Below are 16,508 nucleotides of genomic sequence, written 5' to 3'. Positions count from 1 at the left end.
GTTGATGCCATGCGCTTCGACCTCTTTCATGAGCTCTCGGTCCCGGAGTTTCTGCAGACCTCCGAGACCGAGGTGATCGACCGGACCCTGGCCCTGTGGGAGCAGGCCGACCGTCTTGGCTACGGCACGGCCTGGCTGGTGGAACACCACCTGATGCCGGAATTCTCCCACAGCACCGCGCCGGATCTGGTACTGGCCGCGGCCAGCCAGCGCACCGAACGCCTGCGTCTGGGCCTCGGCGTGGTCCCGCTGCCCTACCACCACCCGCTGCGGGTCGCACAGCGGGTCGGCATGCTCGACCAGCTCTCCGGCGGGCGTCTGGACCTGGGCATCGGGCGCGGTTTCTCGCCGCGCGAATATGCCACATTCGGCGCCGAGATGAGCGAGTCCCGCGCGCGGGTCGATGCCGGTCTGGATGCGCTACGCCAGGCCTTCGCCACCGGTCGGATCACCCAGGACGGCCCGTTCCATCACCTGGACGACGTGCCCGTGATGCCGCGCCCGGTGCAGGACCCGCACCCGCCGATCTGGACCGCCGCGGTCAGCCCGGAGTCCTTCACCTGGGCCGCCGAGCAGGGCATCGGCGCGCTGGCGGGTCCGTTCAAGCCCTGGCAGATGATCCGTGAGGACATCCGCCTGTACCACGAAGCCTGGGACACGACGCGCACCGACATCGCCCACCCGCCGCGCGTCGGGATGACCCTCGGGGTGCTGTGCCTGCCCGACGGCAAGCGCGCCCGCCGCGAGGCCAAGCCCGCCTTCGAGTGGTTCTATCGCCACATGTTCCAGCAGACCCTGCCGGTGCTGGAGCGCCTGATCGAGGGCTACGACTACTACCGTTCGCTGGGCCGTTTCCGCCATCTGGTCAAGGCCGGGATCAACCTGAAGATCCTCGACATGCTGGGCATGACGCTGGTCGGCACGCCCGCCGAGTGTCGCGAGCGCATCGAGGGGCTGCGCGAGGCGGGGGTCGACCAGGTCCTGCTGGCCTTCGGGGCCGGGGCCGTGCCCCACGAACTCGCGCTGGAGTCCATGGACTGTTTTGCCGAGGAGGTCATGCCGGCCTTTGCCGAACGCGCCCCGGGCGCCACCGGCACGGCTGGATAGCCGTCCATGCGGGTCGCCGTGACCGGCGCCGCCGGGCGCCTGGGCCAGGTGCTTGTTCCGGCCCTGGCCGCCGCCGAAGGTATCCGTTCTGTTACCGCGATCGACCGCCGCCCGGTTGTGGCGAACGCGCATACGACCCCTTTACAAGCCGATCTCGCGGATCTCGGCGCGGAACACCTGGCCGGGCATGGCAGCCTGATACACCTCGCCTTCCAGTTGATGGGTGGGCAGGGCGGGCGCCGGCGCCGCGACCGCGACTGGGTGCGTGCGCAGAATGTCGAGCTGAGCCGCCACGTCTTTCAGGCAGCCGCCGCGGCCGGTGTGCGCCAGATCGTCTTCCTCTCCAGCGCCGCGGTCTACGGGCCGTGGCCGAATTCGCCGCGCCCGCTGACCGAGTGCAGCCCGGCGCGGCCGCGCTTCCCGTACGCCGAGGACAAGGTCGCCACCGAGCAGGCCCTGCTGGCGGTCGGCGTGCAGTGCCCCGATCTGACCACCTGCATCCTCCGGCCCCCGGCAATCGTCGGGCCGCATGCCCACCCGCTGCTGCGCCAGGTTGCGCGCAGTCGCGTGTATCCGGGTGGCGCCGAGGTGCCGGTGCAGATCCTGTGGGAGGACGACGCCGCGGACGCCGTGGTACGAGCGGTCACGCGCCAGGCGGAGGGCATCTTCAACCTCGGGGCCGAGCCCGTCTGGTCCATGCGCCGGATGGCGCTACACCGGCGCCGCTGGGGCATTCCGGTGCCCCCGGGCCTGATCCGGGCGATTCACCCGTTGGCCTGGCGATTCACCCGCCATGCCGGCGATCCCGGATGGGTCCAGGGCCTCGACGGTGCCCTCCAGATGGACTGCTCGCGCGCCCGCGAGCACCTCGGCTGGGTAGCCCAGGTCTCCACCCCCGAGTGCCTGGAGCGCCTGCGCCGCTAGCGCCGTCGTTTTCAGGCTGGGTCTGGTTCGACCTCGGATGTTTACGGTGGCTTCGTCCGGCCGCCTGCCTGCGCTGTTTCGCCAGCGCGCCTCGAGTTACTTCTTTGCTCGTGCAAAGAAGTAACCAAGAAACACGCCCGGGGTTCGCCCGGGGACCTTGCTCCGGACGCGCCAGGCCGGCGGCGCTGAAACTCGCTGCGCTGTCGCTTCGCTCAGACAGTCAGCGCCTTCTCCCGGCCTGTCACGCCCTCCACAAGGGGCTCATATCGGGAGGGTAGGTCAAAACAGGCGGTATTCGAGCACCCGCGACAAGCCCGAACTGTAGGGTGCGTTGAGCGCAGCGAAACGCACCGTTCCGGCGTCGGGGCAACCCTGATGCGATTCGCTGCGCTCATCCGCATCCTACATGGGGTCTGGCGCCCGCTCGCGGGCGCGGCACGCCAGGGCCGAAGGCCGCGCGTGCCCAGGATGTCGGGACACCTCGCCTCCATCCACTGGCGCGAACGTCAGAACCGCCGTTGTCTTGACCTTATCCCCCCGTATGAAGCCCCTTGCGGAAGGGTCCTCGGGACGGAAAAGAGGCGCTGACTGTCTGAGCGAAGCCAAAGGCGTAGCGAGTTTCAGCGCCGCCGGCCCGAGGGCCCTGGAGCAAGGTCCCCGGGCGGAATCCGGGTGCCCTTCTTTGGGTACTTTCTTGGGCAAGCAAGAAAGTACCTCGCGGCGCGCTCGCGAGTGAGCGCAGGCAGGCGGCCGGACGAAGCCACCGTAAACATCCGAGGTCGAACCAGACCCAGACACCAACCGGCAAGGCGGAGGCAGAAGGCCGCGGGGCCACGTATGGGAGGCGCAGCGATGCGCTGGACTAGCGCAGGAGCATCAGGATGCCGGCGAGGATCAGCACGCCGGCGAAGCCGCGTCGGAGGACACCCACCGGCAGATAGTGCGCCAGCCAGACACCCGCGCGTACGCTGATGGCCGTGCCGATCACCACGCCGAGGATGGCGGGGAGATAGAGATAGCCCAGCGCCCACTCCGGCGCCTGGTAGGACGGATCGGTCCACTGCGGCAGGGCGAACACCAGGCTCGCGCCGATGGAGATCGGCACGCCGAGGGCCGCGGCCGAGCCGATCGCCCGGCGCAGTTCCAGGCCCTGGCTGACCAGGAACGGGGTGGTCAGCGTGCCGCCGCCGATGCCGATCAGCGCGGAGACGGCCCCGATCACGGTGCCGCCGCCCAGCCAGACGCTGCGCCTCGGCACGGGCGCTTTCGGCGGCTGAACGTTGAGCAGCATCCAGATCCCGATCGCGACCTCGAAGGCGCCGAAGATGCGCCCCAGGTGGTCGGAGTCGATGCGCGTGGCCAGCCAGGCCCCGAGCAGGGCCCCGACGATGATCCCCGGCAGCAGGCGGCGCACGGCCGTGCCGTCCACCCCGCCGCGGCGATGATGGGCGCGTGCGGAGAGGATCGCGGTGGGGATGATGGCACCCAGAGAGGAGCCGACCGCGAGCTGCACCAGGCTGGCCGAGTCGAAGGCCAGCAGGCTGAAGATCGCGACGAACACCGGCACCAGGATCAGCCCGCCGCCAATGCCGAACATCCCGGCCGGGATGCCGGCAACCAGGCCCAGAAGCACAAATAGCAGCGCCAGCGCCAACGGTGACTGGGTCAGGGCCTCAAGCATGTTCGGGGCGTGAGGGTGAGGCCGTCAGGTAGGGCCCGGCCGGCAAGCATGGAGCCGGCCGGGCCGGAGAAACGGGGCAGGCGCTCAGAGCGCCTTGAAGCACTTGCGGGCGGCCTCGACGGTGGCGTCGAGGTCCGCGTCCGAGTGGGCGTTGGACATGAAGCCGGCCTCGAAGGCACTGGGCGCCAGGTAGATGCCCTCGCCCAGCATCGCGTGGAAGAAGCGGCCGAAGGCGGCGGTGTCGCAGGCGGTGGCCCCGGCGAAGTCGGTGACCTTCTGGTCCGAGAAGAACAGGCCGAACATGCCCGGCACCTGGTTGGTGGTCAGGGCGACCCCGGCCGCGCGCGCGGCGTCCTCGAAGCCCGCGACGACCTTCTTCGTGCGCTGCTCCAGTTCGTCGTGGAAGCCCGGACGCGACAGGATCTCCAGGGTCTTGAGCCCGGCGGTCATCGCGATCGGGTTTCCGGACAGGGTGCCGGCCTGGTAGACCGGACCCAGCGGCGAGAGGTGTTCCATGATCGCGCGCTTGCCGCCGAAGGCCCCCACCGGCATGCCGCCGCCGATGATCTTGCCCAGCGTGGTCAGGTCCGGGGTGACGCCGAGATAGCCCTGTGCGCAGTTCTTCGAGACGCGGAAGCCGGTCATCACCTCGTCGAAGATCAGCACCGCGCCGTGCTGGTCGCAAACCTCGCGCAGCGTTTCGAGAAAGCCCGGTTCCGGCGGGATGCAGTTCATGTTGCCGGCGATCGGCTCGACGATGATGCAGGCGACCTCGTCGCCCTTCTCGGCGAAGAAGGCGCGCACGCCATCGGCGTCGTTGTAGGTGAGGGTGCTGGTCAGGGCGGCCAGCTCCTTCGGCACGCCGGGGGAGCTCGGCTGGCCGAGGGTCAGGGCGCCGGAGCCGGCCTTCACCAGCAGGGAGTCGCCATGGCCGTGGTAGTTGCCCTCGAACTTCACGATGCGGTCGCGCCCGGTGTAGCCGCGTGCCAGCCGGATCGCGCTCATGGTCGCCTCGGAGCCCGAGTTGGTCATGCGCACCAGGTCCATCGAGGGCACCAGTTCGCAGACCTTCGCGGCCATGTCGTTTTCCAGCCGCGTCGGGCAGCCGAAGGACAGGCCGTTGTTGCAGGCCTCGCGCACCGCCTCGATCACCTCGGGGTGGGCGTGACCGGCCACCATCGGGCCCCAGGAGCCGATGTAGTCGATGTACCGCTGGCCATCGGCGTCCCACATGTAGGCGCCGTTGGCGCGGTCCATGAAAATCGGGGTGCCGCCCACGCCCTTGAACGCGCGGACCGGGGAGTTCACGCCCCCGGGGATGTGCTGCTTGGCGGCCTCGAACAGACGCTCGGTTTCCTGCATGACGGTGTCCCTGTAGTTCAATGGAATCGGTAGGCCCGGCAACCATAGCGGCGGCCGCCGGGCGGTGCAAAGTGGTCAGTCGAACAGTGTGCTGATGCGCCGGGCGGCGGCCTCCGGGGCGGGCGCGGCGCTGATGCCCTGGATCACGGCGACCAGATCCGCCCCGGCCGCGACCACCTCCGCCGCGTTGTCCGGGGTGATGCCGCCGATGCCGCAGATCGGCAGGTCCAGGGCCGCGCGTGCCTGGCGGATCAGCTCCGGCCCGGCATGGGCGGCCTGCGGCTTGGTCGGGGAGGCGAACATGGTGCCGAAGGCGACATAGCTGGCGCCGGCCCGGGCGGCAGCTTCGGCGCGCGCCAGCTCGTTGTAGCAGGAGACCCCGATGACCGCGTTCGGCCCCAGGAGCGTGCGGGTCGCGGCCGGGTCCGGGTCGTCGCGGCCCAGATGTACGCCATCGGCCTGGATGCGCGCGGCCAGCTCGGTGTCGTCGTTGATGATGCAGCGCGCCCCGTGCGCGTGGGCGAGGGCGACCAGCTCGCGGGCGATCGCCTCGCGCGCGTCTCCTTGCAGCTCCTTGTCGCGGAACTGGATCAGGCTGGCGCCGCCGCGCAGCGCGGCCGCGGCATGGGCGAGGTGGGTCGCGCGCGGGTCCGCGCCCTCCGGTACCGCGGGGGTGATGAAGTAAAGCCCGCGCAGGGGCGCTCGGCTGTCAGTCGTCATGCGGGCACAGGCGGTTGGGGATGTGCTGGCCGTGGCCGGGGGCATAGCCGCGGGCGATGGCATCGTTCATGAAGGTCTGGGCCTCGATCACGGCCGGTTCGATGTCGCGGCCGCGGGCGAGGAAGGCGGCGATCGCCGCGGCCAGGGTGCAGCCGGAGCCGTGGAAGCCGGCCGGGTGGCGCGGCAGCTCGAACGGGCGCATGTGGTCGTCCTCGCGGTAGAGACGATTGATGATCGGGTCCTGCTCGGCGCCCTCGTGCCCGCCGGTGACCAGCACGTTGCGCGCGCCCAGTTGGCGCAGCTGGTGGCCCCACTGCGCGGGGTCTTCGCTGCGGGCCAGGCGGGCGGCCTCGGGGCCGTTCGGGGTGATCAGCGTGGCGCGCGGCAGCAGGGCCTCGCGCGTGGCGTCGACGACCGCCTCGGTGGCCAGTGCCCCGCCGCCGCCGGCGACCATCACCGGGTCCAGTACCACCGGGATGTGCGGGTGTGCGTTCAGCAGTGCGGAGACGATGGTGACATTTTCCACCGCGCCCAGCATGCCGATCTTGATCGCCGCGACCTCGAGATCGGCCAGGGTGACCTCGATCTGGGCGCGCAGCTGCTCCGGCGGCAGCACGGTGAAATCCACCACGTTGCGGGTGTCCTGCACGGTGATCGCGGTCACCGCCGTGGCCCCGTGTACGCCGAGGCGGGTGAAGGTGGTCAGGTCGGCCTGCAGACCCGCGCCGCCACCGGGGTCGGAGCCGGCAATGGTCAGCGCGATCGGGGGATGATTCATGAATGGGGGCTCCCGTGCTAAGGTTGCGCGCGCCCCGGCACCCCCGGGGCGTTCCTGTTCCGAATCCCGGGAGTGTACGCAGCATGAGCCACGAGTTCGAAGTCGAGACTATCCGTCCCCTGGTCGCCGCCGCCAAGGCCGGCGGTACGCTGAATGCGGAGGTCGACCAGGCCCTGGCCGCGCTGGAGCAGGAGATCAACCGGATCGCCGCCGAGCTGCAGGTGGAGCACGTGGGTCCCGGGGTGGGCATGGCGGACATGAATGCCGAGCATGTCTATCGCCTGGTGATCCGCCAGCACGAGATCGACGTGACGCGGCACGAATGGAGCCTGTGGGTCTGTGATGCGCTCGATAACTGCGACTTCCGCGCGACCTGGCCGGTCACTGGCGCCGGGCGTCTGCGCCGCAAGCAGGTGACGGCCGTGGTGCCGGAGCTCGTGACCGGCTACCGCGATGCGGTTGTGGCCGCCGGCAAGGGGGATACTCCGGCCGGTCAGCGGCTGGAGCAGATGGCCGGTCTGTTCAGCTGACCGAGCCTTCCGGCTCGCGCAGCGAGATCACTGGCCAGCCCCGTTCGCGGGCATGCGCGGCCAGAGTCGGGTCGGGGTCCACGGCCACCGGGCGGCCGACCTGCTCCAGTAGCGGGATGTCGTTGCGCGAGTCACTGTAGAAGCTGGCCTGCGTGATGGTGCCCTCGGGGTCCGGGTGATCCGCGAGGTGCTGACGCAGGCGCTCGATCTTGCCTTCCTGGAAGCAGGGTACGCCCGTCAGCTCACCGGTGAACTCCCGGTCCTCGCGTTCTTCCGCCAGGGTGGCGATCAGGTGATCCACGCCGAGGATGTCGGCGATTGGCTGGGTCACGAACTGGTTGGTCGCGGTGATGATCACCAGCTCGTCACCGGCCTCCCGGTGCCGGGCCAGCAGACGCTTGGCGCCGGGGGCGATCATCGGGCGGATTAGCGTCTCGATGAACTGCTCCCGCCATTGTTCCAGCTGTGCGCGCGGGTGCTCGGCCAGCGGGCTGAACGCGAAGCGGCAGAACTCGTGGATGTCGAGGGTCCCCGCGACATACTCCTGATAGAAGCGGTCATTGGTCTCGGCGTGACAGGTCGGGTGCACGGCACCCACCTCGGCCAGGAACTGGTTCCAGGCGTGATCGCTGTCGCCGGCGAGCAGGGTATTGTCGAGGTCGAACAGGGCCAGGTTCATGGATCGCTCCGCGGATTAGAGGTCGCGCTGGGAAGACGGCGGGAGTTTACCGGGGCATGACTTCGCACGCAGCTTTGCCCGTCCTGCCACGGGGGATGCGTGGGAAACGGTGATGGATGTACACGCTCGCGCTCAAGTCGCTTTTGCTTGCGAACAAGGCGCGGCGACTGTCGTGCAGTCATTCTGCACAAGGGAGCCGCAACGCCGTGCGCATGCAAAAGCGGCCGAGCCCCGGCATTCAATCGCTTGCGGGGTTGGTACCTCAGGTTCCCCGATCCTGCGTTGCGCCGCTTGTGGGTAGAACCACTACCCGCTGCACGGCGCGCCTTGTCTCGGAAAACCTGGGGTACCAACGCGAGTGTGTACATTCATCAGCGTTTCCCAAGGTCTTTGCCGCGGGGCCTCGGGCTGTGGAACAATGCAATCAGTGAAGAAAGCGTCTGGTTGATGCAAGTGATTGATTGTGAGGGGTATAGAGCCAACGTAGGCATCATCCTGTGCAATCGGGAGCGCCAGCTGTTCTGGGGCAAGCGCGTGGGCCAGGATGCCTGGCAGTTTCCCCAGGGCGGTATCCGCGCGGAAGAGACGCCGGAGCAGGCGATGTACCGCGAGTTGCGCGAGGAGACGGGCCTGCTGCCCGAGCATGTCGATGTGCTCGGCAATACCCAGCACTGGCTGCGCTACCGCCTGCCGGAGCGCATGGTGCGGCGTCATCGCCGCCCGGTCTGCATCGGCCAGAAACAGCGCTGGTTCCTGTTACGGATGATGGGCAACGAGAGCGACGTGATCCTGGATGCGATGGGTACCCCCGAATTCGACGACTGGCGCTGGATCGATTACTGGCGCCCGGCACGCGAGGTCGTGCATTTCAAGCGCCAGGTCTATCGCCGTGCGCTGTGCGAGCTGGTGCCGCTGATGTTCCCGGAACTGGAAGCCCGGCGCCCGCGCAATGCCCACGGACGTGACGCCAGCGATCAGGCCCCGTCACAGGTCTCCCCGGTGTCGCCACGTTGACGAACCCGAATCCCCCCTCGATGCTGGAGGTCCTGCGCCGCGTGGTGCAGGAGGTGAATGGCGCTGCCGATTTCTTCGAAGCGCTGCATATCATTGTGACCCGCGTGAAGGCCGCGCTGGATATCGACGTCTGCTCGATCTACCTGAAGTCGCCGCAGTCGGGCCGCCTGGTGCTGATGGCATCGGAGGGTCTGCGCGAGGAATCCATCGGACATGTCGAGATGGACCCCTCCGAGGGCCTGGTGGGCCTGGTCGCCTCGCGCGCCGAGCCGGTCAACCTGGACAGTGCCCAGGATCACCCGCGCTTTCGCTATTTCCCGGAGACCGGCGAGGAGCACTTCCTGGCCTTTCTCGGGGTGCCGATCATCCACCAGCGCAGCCTGCTGGGGGTGTTGGTCGTGCAGCAGCACCAGGCGCGCAAGTTCGATGACGAGCACGTCTCCTTTCTGATTACCCTGGCCGCGCAGTTGGCCGGTGCGATTGCCTACGCGGAATTCAACGACGAGATCTCCTCCGAGACCCCGCTGATTGGGCACGTCAATGTCGAGGCGACCGGGATCGCCGGGTCTCCCGGGGTTGCGATTGGCCGGGCCGTGGTCGCCTATCGGCTGGCGGATCTCGACTCCATCCCGGACCGCGAGGGGGTCGGGGTCGACGAGGAACTCGAACGCCTTGCCAAGGCGGTGGCCGAGACGCGCACCGAAATCGAGGATCTCAAGCAGCGCATGGGCGAGGCCCTTGGCGCGGACGAGCAGGTGCTGTTCGACGCCTATCTGATGCTGCTGGGCTCGGACTCGCTGGTGCAAAAGACGGAGGCGCGCATTCGCAACGGCCAGTGGGCCCCCGCCGCCCTGCGTGACACCGTGCGTGAGAGCGTTCGCGTGTTTAACGACATGGAGGACCCGTACCTGCGCGAGCGCGCGTCCGATGTGCGAGACCTGGGTCGGCGGGTGCTGTCGCACCTGTTGCCGGCCGAGCGCAGCCAGGAGGAATTCCCGGATGGCGGCATCCTGGTGGGTGATGACCTGACCGCATCCCACCTGGCCGAGGTGCCGATCGAGCGGCTGGGAGCGATGGTCTCGGCCAAGGGCACGGGCTCCTCGCACATCGCGATCCTGGCGCGGGCGCTCAACATCCCGGCGGTGATGGGGGTTTCTGAGCTGCCGGTGGGCCGACTGGAGAACTGCGAGATCCTGGTCGACGGCTATCGTGGCCGGTTGTTCGTGAACCCCAATGCGGAGTTGCGCACCGAGTTTGAGCGTCTGGTGCGCGAGGAACGCGAGCTGGCCGAGGACCTGCGGGCCCTGGCCAAGGACCCGGCGGCCACCCGTGACGGTGTGGCGGTCCCGGTGCTGGCGAACTCCGGGTTGCTGGCCGATATCAAGCCGTCGCTGGAGTCCGGGGCCGAAGGCGTGGGGCTTTATCGCACCGAGGTCCCGTTCATGATTCGCGACCGCTTCCCCGGGGAGGAAGAGCAGGTCCAGCTCTACGAACAGGTGCTGGCATCATTCGATCCGATGCCGGTCACGCTGCGCACGCTGGATATCGGCGGCGACAAGGCGCTGCCGTATTTCCCGGTCAAGGAGGACAACCCGTTCCTGGGCTGGCGTGGCATCCGCATCTCGCTGGACCACCCGGAGATCTTCCTGACCCAGCTGCGTGCGATGCTCAAGGCCAGTTGCGCGCACGACAACCTGCAGATCCTGTTCCCGATGATCTCGGCGCTGGACGAGCTGAAGGGGGCCATGACACTGCTCAACCGCGCCCGCGAGGAGTTGCTGGACGAGGGGTTCATGATCCCGATGCCCAAGGTCGGGGTGATGGTCGAGGTCCCGGCCGCGGTCTATCTGTCGGAGACGCTGGCGCGGCGCGTGGACTTCCTGTCGGTGGGGACCAATGACCTTGTGCAGTACCTGCTGGCGGTGGATCGCAACAACGCGCGTGTGGCCAGCCTCTACGACACTCTGCACCCGGCCTGCATCAGCGCGCTGGAAACCATCACCGACGGGGCGCACCGGGCGGGCAAGCCGGTTAGTGTCTGTGGCGAGATGGCGGCCGATCCGGCCGCGGTGATCCTGCTGCTGGGCATGGGGATCGACAGCCTCAGCGTTAGTGTTTCCGCAATCCCACGGGTGAAATGGGTGATCCGCAGCTTCTCCACGGATCGCGCCGAGGCGCTGCTGGCCCAGTGCCGCATGCTGGAGAACGCGGAGCAGATCCGCTCGCTGCTGAACAATGCCCTGGTGCAGGCCGGGCTCGGCGGGCTGGTGCGCGCGGGGAAGAACTGATTCGGTTGCGTCAGGCGGCCTCGCGCCGGCGTTTCCACCAGCCGATCAGTGCGGCCAGCACAAAGATCGCCAGCACGACCCCGATTGCGATCAATGCATCCTCGATGGAGCGGTTGATCACCAGCACCACCACCCCGACCAGGATCGGCACCGGAAACTCGTTGAACCAGCGAAACCAGGTGTGTTCGCGACGGTTCAGATCATCCCGGAAGTCGCGCACGATCCAGCCGCACCAGATGTGGTAGATCACCAGCAAGGCCACCAGCGTCAGCTTGAAGTGCATCCAGGGCTCGTTCAGATACCCCGGGATCAGGGCCAGCATGGCCCCGCCAAACGCGATAGTCAGCACCCCGCCGGGCGTCATGATCCCGTAGAACAGCTTGCGCTCCATGATCTTGAAGCGCTCGTGACCCAGGGCGTCGTCGGTCATCGCGTGATAGACGAACAGCCTTGGCAGATAGAACAGCCCGGCGAACCAGGTGACCATGAAGATCACGTGCAGGCTGAGCAGCCAGTTGTAGGCTTCCATGCTTCAGAGCTCCCAGGGGTGCCGGTGGTGGCTGGCTCAGGACAGCCAGCGCTGCAGGTGGCGTTCGATCTGCTCGAAGTCCGGGTCGCCCAGTTTCTGGTAGACGATGCGGCCGCCGGGCGAGATCACGAAGGTGGTCGGGGTCAGGCGCACGCCTCCGAAGGCCTGCGACATGCCGTCCTCAGCGTCGTGGATCACCTTGTACGGCATCTCGCGGTCCTCGCGCATCGACTCCACCCGGTTGATCGGGTCGTAGGAGACGGCGACCGCCAGCAGCTCGAAGCCCTTCTCGGCATAGGTCTCGTGCAGGTGAATCAGCTTCGGGATCTCGCGCACGCAGGATGGGCAGTTGGTGGCCCAGAAGGAGATCATCACCGGGCGCCCCTCGTAATCCGACAGCGAGACCTCCTCGCCATCGAGGGTGGTGGCGGTAAAGTCGGGCGCCGGGCGCATGCCGTCATCGGTCAGCCAGATCGCCAGGGCAACCCCGATCAGGGCCAGGATGAAGATGCCGCCAATGATGGCCTTGCGGTCGATACGAAAGCTGCTCATGGATACAGAGGTTCCCGTTGGGTTCGAATGATTCGCCGGTTTCGACTGGCCTGAGTGGGCCTTCGTTCCGTGCCATGTGGTAACCCGGTATCATGCCGCAGCATGACAGCAACAACCAATAGCAAACCTATCCGCATCGGGGTTGTCGGTGCGACCGGGTACACCGGCGTGGAGTTGCTGCGCCTGCTGGCCCGGCACCCTTCGGCGGAACTGGCGGTGGTGACCTCGCGCGGCGAGGCCGGGACGGCCGTAGCCGACTTGTTCCCCAGTCTGCGCGGGGCGGTGGACGCGGTCTTTCGCGAGCCGGACCCCGACGTGCTGGGCGAGTGCGACGTGGTGTTCTTTGCCACGCCGCATGGTGTGGCGCATGCGATGGCCGGTGCGCTGCTGGAGCGCGGGGTGCGGGTCATCGACCTGTCAGCCGACTTTCGTATACGTGACCCGGAGCTGTGGGCGCACTGGTATGGCCAGGCGCACGGGGCCCCGGAGTATCTCGACGAGGCCGTTTACGGCCTGCCGGAGATTCATCGTGACCGGATCCGGCCGGCGCGGCTGATTGCCGTCCCCGGCTGCTACCCGACGGCCGTGACGCTTGGTGTCCTGCCGCTGCTGGAGCAGGGCCTGATCGACCCGGCCGACGTGATTGCGGACGCCAAGAGCGGGGTCAGCGGTGCGGGGCGCAAGGCGCAGATCGGCGGTCTGTTCGCCGAGGTGCAAGAGAACTTCCGCGCCTACGCGGCCGGCGGTCACCGGCACTGGCCGGAGATTCATCAGACCCTGAGTGGTGTGGCCGGCGGCGAGGTCGGGCTGATCTTCCAGCCGCACTTGGTGCCGATGACGCGCGGCATCCATGCAACCCTCTATCTGCGGCCGCGACAGTCCGAGACCGACTGGCAGGCTTGCTTCGAGCAACGCTACGCCGATGAGCCGTTCGTCGACGTCCTGCCGCCGGGATCGCATCCCGAAACGGCCAGCGTGCGGGGCACCAACCGCTGCCGGATCGCGGTGGCACGGCCGCCGCACTCGGATCGACTGGTGGTGCTGTCGGTGATCGACAACCTGGTCAAGGGGGCGGCCGGGCAGGCCGTACAGAACATGAACCTCATGTTCGATTGCCCGGAGGACGAGGGGTTGCGCGAGTTGGCGGTCTTCCCTTAGCTCGGTTGCCTTATGTCCAAGCTCCCGACGCCGGTGCCGCGACGCCGCCCCCGGATCCCGCCACCACGGCCGGTGCGACAGCGTCGGCGGCGCTGGGGGTTGGGCGTGTTGTTGCTGGCGCCTTTTCTGCTGGTGGCCGGGATCGGCGGCTGGTTGTGGATGCACTGGCCGGACGAGGGCGTGATTGACCCCCAGGTACGCATTGATGCCCTGACGGACGAACTGCAGCGCGAGGTCGAGGCGCGTCAGCAGGCAGAGGCCGAGCAGCAGCGTGCGCTGCGGCGGCTGTCGCTGCTGGAGACCGAGGTCGATGCCTATCGCGACGATGTCGAGCGTCAGGAGACCGAGCTCGCACGGTTGCGCGATGAAGTGGCGTTCTACGAGCGACTGGCGGAAAACAATGATGACTCGAGTCTGGGCTTGCGCGACCTGGCGTTGCAGGAGACAGGCCAGTCCGGGGTCTGGGACGTCGTGTTTCAGATCTACCGACCGGGCCTGAACCGGTCGCTGGATGTGCGTTGGTCGGTAGAGATTACCGGGCGTTTCGAGGGGGACGATGAAGATGCAACCCTCGATCACGATGACCTGGGCGTGGAGCAGGAACGTACAATCGAGGGTTTCCGGTTGCTGCGAAACGCGCGCGTACGCGTTGTATTGCCGGAGGATTTCACCCCGGAAGCGGTAGCCGTTAGGGTGGAGCCCGATGAAGACGATGGCCCCGACGCAGTCATGAAGCGCGGAGAGTGGGGCCGCATGGCGGGAGAAGGGGCATGATCGGACGCAAGAAGGGGCGCGGCAGCAAGCGGACGCGCCGGGTCGACACCATGATTGGGGAGAACGCCGTGGTGCGCGGCGAGCTGGAGTTTAGCGGGGGCTTGTATGTCGAGGGGCGCGTGGTCGGCAGCATTCGTGCGCCGAGTGATCCCTCCGCCGTTCTGATGGTCGCTCCCCAGGGGGTCGTCGAGGGGCAGGTGATGGTGCCGCACCTGGTCGTGAACGGCGAAGTGCGCGGCGACATGCATATGAGCGAGTACGTCGAACTCGGTGCGACCGCGCGGCTGCACGGGCATCTGTACTACAAGAGTCTGCAGATCACCGAGGGTGCGAGTATCGACGGCCAGCTCGAGCGAATGGAAGAGCCGCTGCAGGGCGAACTCGAGGAGCTGCCCGTGGAGCAGGGTGAGCCGCAGACTGCGGTCTCCTGACGGTGGCCGGTGCGACCCGCGTTTCGCCAAAGGTGGCCCAGCATCATTCGTGGGGTATTCTTGACGCTGACGGTCAGTATTCCGTAGCGTGAATGAAAATGATTCTTACAGGAGGCACCCAATGTCCGAAGCCATGACGTCCAATACCGAGGCAGACATGGACATGGAGATCCCGAGCCCGCTGATCTTCAGTGACGCCGCCGCGAACAAGGTGAAGGGGTTGATCGAGGAGGAGAACAACGACAACCTCAAGCTGAGGGTGTTCGTCAGTGGTGGTGGTTGCTCCGGCTTCCAGTACGGTTTTACCTTTGACGAGACGGTGGGCGACGGCGATACCGTGGTCGAGAACGGAGGGGTGACCCTGCTGATCGATCCGATGAGCTTTCAGTATCTCGCGGGTGCCGAGATCGACTACACCGAGGGTCTGGAAGGCGCGCAGTTCGTGATTCGCAATCCGAACGCCACGACCACCTGCGGTTGCGGGTCCAGCTTCTCGGTCTGACGTCCAGGGCTGTTATCGCATTGTCAGGGCCCGGCCGTTTCGGTCGGGCCTTTTTTGTGCGTATTTCTATGTGGATTCCGGTGCGCGTCCGGGGATCCGGCAGCCGAGGATGCGTGGTCCACGGGCACCCGTGACTTCCGGCAGGTTGCCGGCCTCGTGTTGCAGATGGCGATACGCCAGCCAGGCAAAGGCGGCCCCCTCCACCTGCTGAGGGGGGATTCCGTGGTGTTCGGAGGTCTCGACCGTGCTGCCGGCCAGCTGGCTTTGCAGTCGTTCCATCAGGTAGCCATTGTGGGCGCCGCCGCCGCAGACGATGACGCGATCGGGTGCGGTTGTGCGCAGGGATTCGAGCGTCAGCCGCACCCCCTCCACCGTAAGTTCGACCAGGGTGGCCTGAACGTCCTCGGTGTTCAGGCGGTCGAGCCGTTCGCCGCCAACCTGGCGGAGCCAGTGGGGCGAGAAATGCTCGGGCCCCGTGCTCTTTGGGGCAGGGCGCTGAAAGTAAGGGTCCGCGAGGAGCTGTTCCAGTAGTGGCCGGTCGATGTGTCCCGTGCGCGCCCAGGCGCCGTCGGCATCATAAGGCTGACCCAGGTGCCGTCGGGTCCACCCGTCCATCAGGGTGTTGGCGGGTCCACTGTCGCATCCGCGTACCGGCTGGCCCGGCTCCAGCCAGGTCAGATTGGCGATCCCTCCGAGGTTCAGGATCGCGCGTGTCTCGGAGGGGTGGCCCAGCCAGGCGGCATGGAACGCGCAGGCCAGCGGAGCCCCCTCGCCGCCCGCCGCGAGGTCGCGTTGGCGAAAGTGCGCGATCACGTCGATGCCCGTGGCTTCGGCGATCCGGAATGGGTCGCCAATCTGCCAGGTGAATGCGGGGTCGGCGCCGGGTGCATGGTGGACCGTTTGTCCGTGCGAACCGATGGCCAGGATGTCCTGGGCCTTCAGGCCGGTGGATCCCAGTAGTTGCTGGACCGCGCGGGACAGGAACAGCCCGACCCGGGCGTCCAGTGTGCCCAGGTGCTCGAAGCGCAGTGCTTCGGCGGTCGCGGCCGCAGCGAGGTCCTCCTCCAGTGCATCCGGGTATGGCAGGTGGCAATGACCCGCGGTACGCAGCGAGCCGTCTCCTTCAATCTCGACCAGGACGGCGTCCACGCCGTCTCGGCTGGTGCCGGACATCAATCCAATCAACCGCTGAGTCATTCGCGTGCGTCCCTTGTCGGTGGCGTAGCCATCTCGCTTCGTTGCGGGGCGCAAGGTATCCTTGCGCCCTTTGCGCGCGCCCTCCGGGCGCTCGTTATTCACGAACGCACGCATTCTAGAGCGGAACGGTATCGGTCGCAGGCCCGGCTTCCCGGTGCCCGGTTCGCCAAAGGCGAGAGAGATGATGGAACTGGACGATCAGCTGGAGGTGTTTCGCCGCGGGGCGGACGAGATCCTGCTGGAAGAGGATTTGCGCGAACGCCTGAAAGAGGGGCGGCCATT

General features: G+C 67.5%; 18 protein-coding genes (1 of these 18 only partly in view). 10 read left to right on the top strand and 8 right to left on the bottom strand.

Annotated elements, in window-relative coordinates; translation table 11 throughout:
* The first annotated feature begins 9 nt into the window (after window positions 1-9).
* Window positions 10-1,107: an LLM class flavin-dependent oxidoreductase gene (locus G015_RS0100195; RefSeq protein WP_018137788.1), complete on the top strand. Its 1,098-nt coding sequence runs from the start codon at window positions 10-12 to the stop codon at window positions 1,105-1,107.
* Between the two features lie 6 nt (window positions 1,108-1,113).
* Entirely contained in the window at window positions 1,114-2,031 is a 918-nt protein-coding gene (locus G015_RS0100190) for an NAD-dependent epimerase/dehydratase family protein (protein WP_020145970.1), read from the top strand.
* Window positions 2,032-2,893: 862 nt separating this feature from the next.
* Here G015_RS0100190 and G015_RS0100185 read toward each other — a convergent pair.
* The 4 genes from G015_RS0100185 to thiD form a co-directional block, all read right to left on the bottom strand.
* Entirely contained in the window at window positions 2,894-3,712 is an 819-nt protein-coding gene (locus tag G015_RS0100185; protein WP_020145969.1) for a sulfite exporter TauE/SafE family protein, read from the bottom strand.
* Between the two features lie 84 nt (window positions 3,713-3,796).
* Window positions 3,797-5,074 (bottom strand): glutamate-1-semialdehyde 2,1-aminomutase, encoded by a 1,278-nt coding sequence (hemL, locus tag G015_RS0100180; RefSeq protein ID WP_020145968.1) that lies wholly within the window; start codon window positions 5,072-5,074, stop codon window positions 3,797-3,799.
* Window positions 5,075-5,149: 75 nt separating this feature from the next.
* Window positions 5,150-5,794, bottom strand: a complete 645-nt coding sequence (gene thiE / locus G015_RS0100175; protein ID WP_020145967.1) for a thiamine phosphate synthase — start codon at window positions 5,792-5,794, stop codon at window positions 5,150-5,152.
* Window positions 5,784-6,572, bottom strand: a complete 789-nt coding sequence (gene thiD / locus G015_RS0100170) for a bifunctional hydroxymethylpyrimidine kinase/phosphomethylpyrimidine kinase (RefSeq protein WP_020145966.1) — start codon at window positions 6,570-6,572, stop codon at window positions 5,784-5,786. The genes thiE and thiD overlap by 11 nt, the downstream gene beginning before the upstream one ends.
* 83 nt (window positions 6,573-6,655) lie before the next feature.
* Here thiD and G015_RS0100165 point away from each other — a divergent pair, with 83 nt between their 5' ends.
* Window positions 6,656-7,102: a hypothetical protein gene (locus G015_RS0100165; protein ID WP_018137840.1), complete on the top strand. Its 447-nt coding sequence runs from the start codon at window positions 6,656-6,658 to the stop codon at window positions 7,100-7,102.
* On the opposite strand, the gene G015_RS0100160 is transcribed toward G015_RS0100165, so the two are convergent.
* Window positions 7,095-7,781: an HAD family phosphatase gene (locus tag G015_RS0100160; RefSeq protein ID WP_018137839.1), complete on the bottom strand. Its 687-nt coding sequence runs from the start codon at window positions 7,779-7,781 to the stop codon at window positions 7,095-7,097. The genes G015_RS0100165 and G015_RS0100160 overlap by 8 nt on opposite strands.
* Window positions 7,782-8,228: 447 nt before the next feature.
* Here G015_RS0100160 and G015_RS0100155 point away from each other — a divergent pair, with 447 nt between their 5' ends.
* Together G015_RS0100155 and ptsP are read left to right on the top strand one after the other, a co-directional pair.
* Window positions 8,229-8,795 (top strand): RNA pyrophosphohydrolase, encoded by a 567-nt coding sequence (locus G015_RS0100155; protein ID WP_018137838.1) that lies wholly within the window; start codon window positions 8,229-8,231, stop codon window positions 8,793-8,795.
* Window positions 8,796-8,815: 20 nt separating this feature from the next.
* Window positions 8,816-11,083 carry a phosphoenolpyruvate--protein phosphotransferase gene (gene ptsP / locus G015_RS0100150; RefSeq protein WP_020145965.1) on the top strand — a complete coding sequence of 756 codons (2,268 nt, stop codon included), beginning with the start codon at window positions 8,816-8,818 and terminating at the stop codon, window positions 11,081-11,083.
* Between the two features lie 10 nt (window positions 11,084-11,093).
* Here the strand turns inward: ptsP and G015_RS0100145 are convergent, their stop codons facing one another.
* Window positions 11,094-11,612 (bottom strand): CopD family protein, encoded by a 519-nt coding sequence (locus G015_RS0100145; protein ID WP_018649256.1) that lies wholly within the window; start codon window positions 11,610-11,612, stop codon window positions 11,094-11,096.
* A 36-nt stretch (window positions 11,613-11,648) separates the two neighbouring features.
* Window positions 11,649-12,164, bottom strand: coding sequence for a peroxiredoxin (locus G015_RS0100140; RefSeq protein ID WP_018137835.1), 516 nt, complete (start codon window positions 12,162-12,164; stop codon window positions 11,649-11,651).
* A 102-nt stretch (window positions 12,165-12,266) separates the two neighbouring features.
* Between G015_RS0100140 and argC the strand changes: the two genes are divergently transcribed.
* The 4 genes from argC (at window position 12,267) to erpA (ending at window position 15,029) form a co-directional block, all read left to right on the top strand.
* Window positions 12,267-13,322: an N-acetyl-gamma-glutamyl-phosphate reductase gene (gene argC / locus G015_RS0100135; RefSeq protein ID WP_038049963.1), complete on the top strand. Its 1,056-nt coding sequence runs from the start codon at window positions 12,267-12,269 to the stop codon at window positions 13,320-13,322.
* 105 nt (window positions 13,323-13,427) lie between these two features.
* Complete coding sequence (locus G015_RS0100130) at window positions 13,428-14,096, top strand: DUF6776 family protein (RefSeq protein WP_020145964.1); 669 nt, start codon at window positions 13,428-13,430, stop codon at window positions 14,094-14,096.
* Window positions 14,093-14,527: a polymer-forming cytoskeletal protein gene (locus G015_RS0100125; RefSeq protein WP_018175377.1), complete on the top strand. Its 435-nt coding sequence runs from the start codon at window positions 14,093-14,095 to the stop codon at window positions 14,525-14,527. Before G015_RS0100130 ends, G015_RS0100125 begins: the two co-directional genes overlap by 4 nt.
* A 121-nt stretch (window positions 14,528-14,648) precedes the next feature.
* Window positions 14,649-15,029 (top strand): iron-sulfur cluster insertion protein ErpA, encoded by a 381-nt coding sequence (gene erpA / locus G015_RS0100120; protein WP_018137831.1) that lies wholly within the window; start codon window positions 14,649-14,651, stop codon window positions 15,027-15,029.
* 66 nt (window positions 15,030-15,095) lie between these two features.
* Here erpA and G015_RS0100115 read toward each other — a convergent pair whose 3' ends face one another.
* Window positions 15,096-16,226: an anhydro-N-acetylmuramic acid kinase gene (locus tag G015_RS0100115; protein ID WP_026182174.1), complete on the bottom strand. Its 1,131-nt coding sequence runs from the start codon at window positions 16,224-16,226 to the stop codon at window positions 15,096-15,098.
* Between the two features lie 181 nt (window positions 16,227-16,407).
* On the opposite strand from G015_RS0100115, the gene tyrS reads away from it, so the two are divergent.
* Window positions 16,408-16,508: the start of a tyrosine--tRNA ligase gene (tyrS, locus tag G015_RS0100110; RefSeq protein ID WP_020145963.1), read on the top strand. It continues 1,108 nt past the right edge of the window; the window shows 101 of its 1,209 coding nt (coding positions 1-101); its start codon is at window positions 16,408-16,410; the stop codon falls past the right edge of the window.

Origin of the sequence: Thioalkalivibrio sp. ALJ15 (assembly GCF_000383695.1) — a bacterium.
GTDB lineage: Bacteria > Pseudomonadota > Gammaproteobacteria > Ectothiorhodospirales > Ectothiorhodospiraceae > Thioalkalivibrio.
The sequence above is the reverse complement of the archived record's forward strand: the minus strand, read 5'-3'. Positions and strand labels throughout refer to the sequence as shown.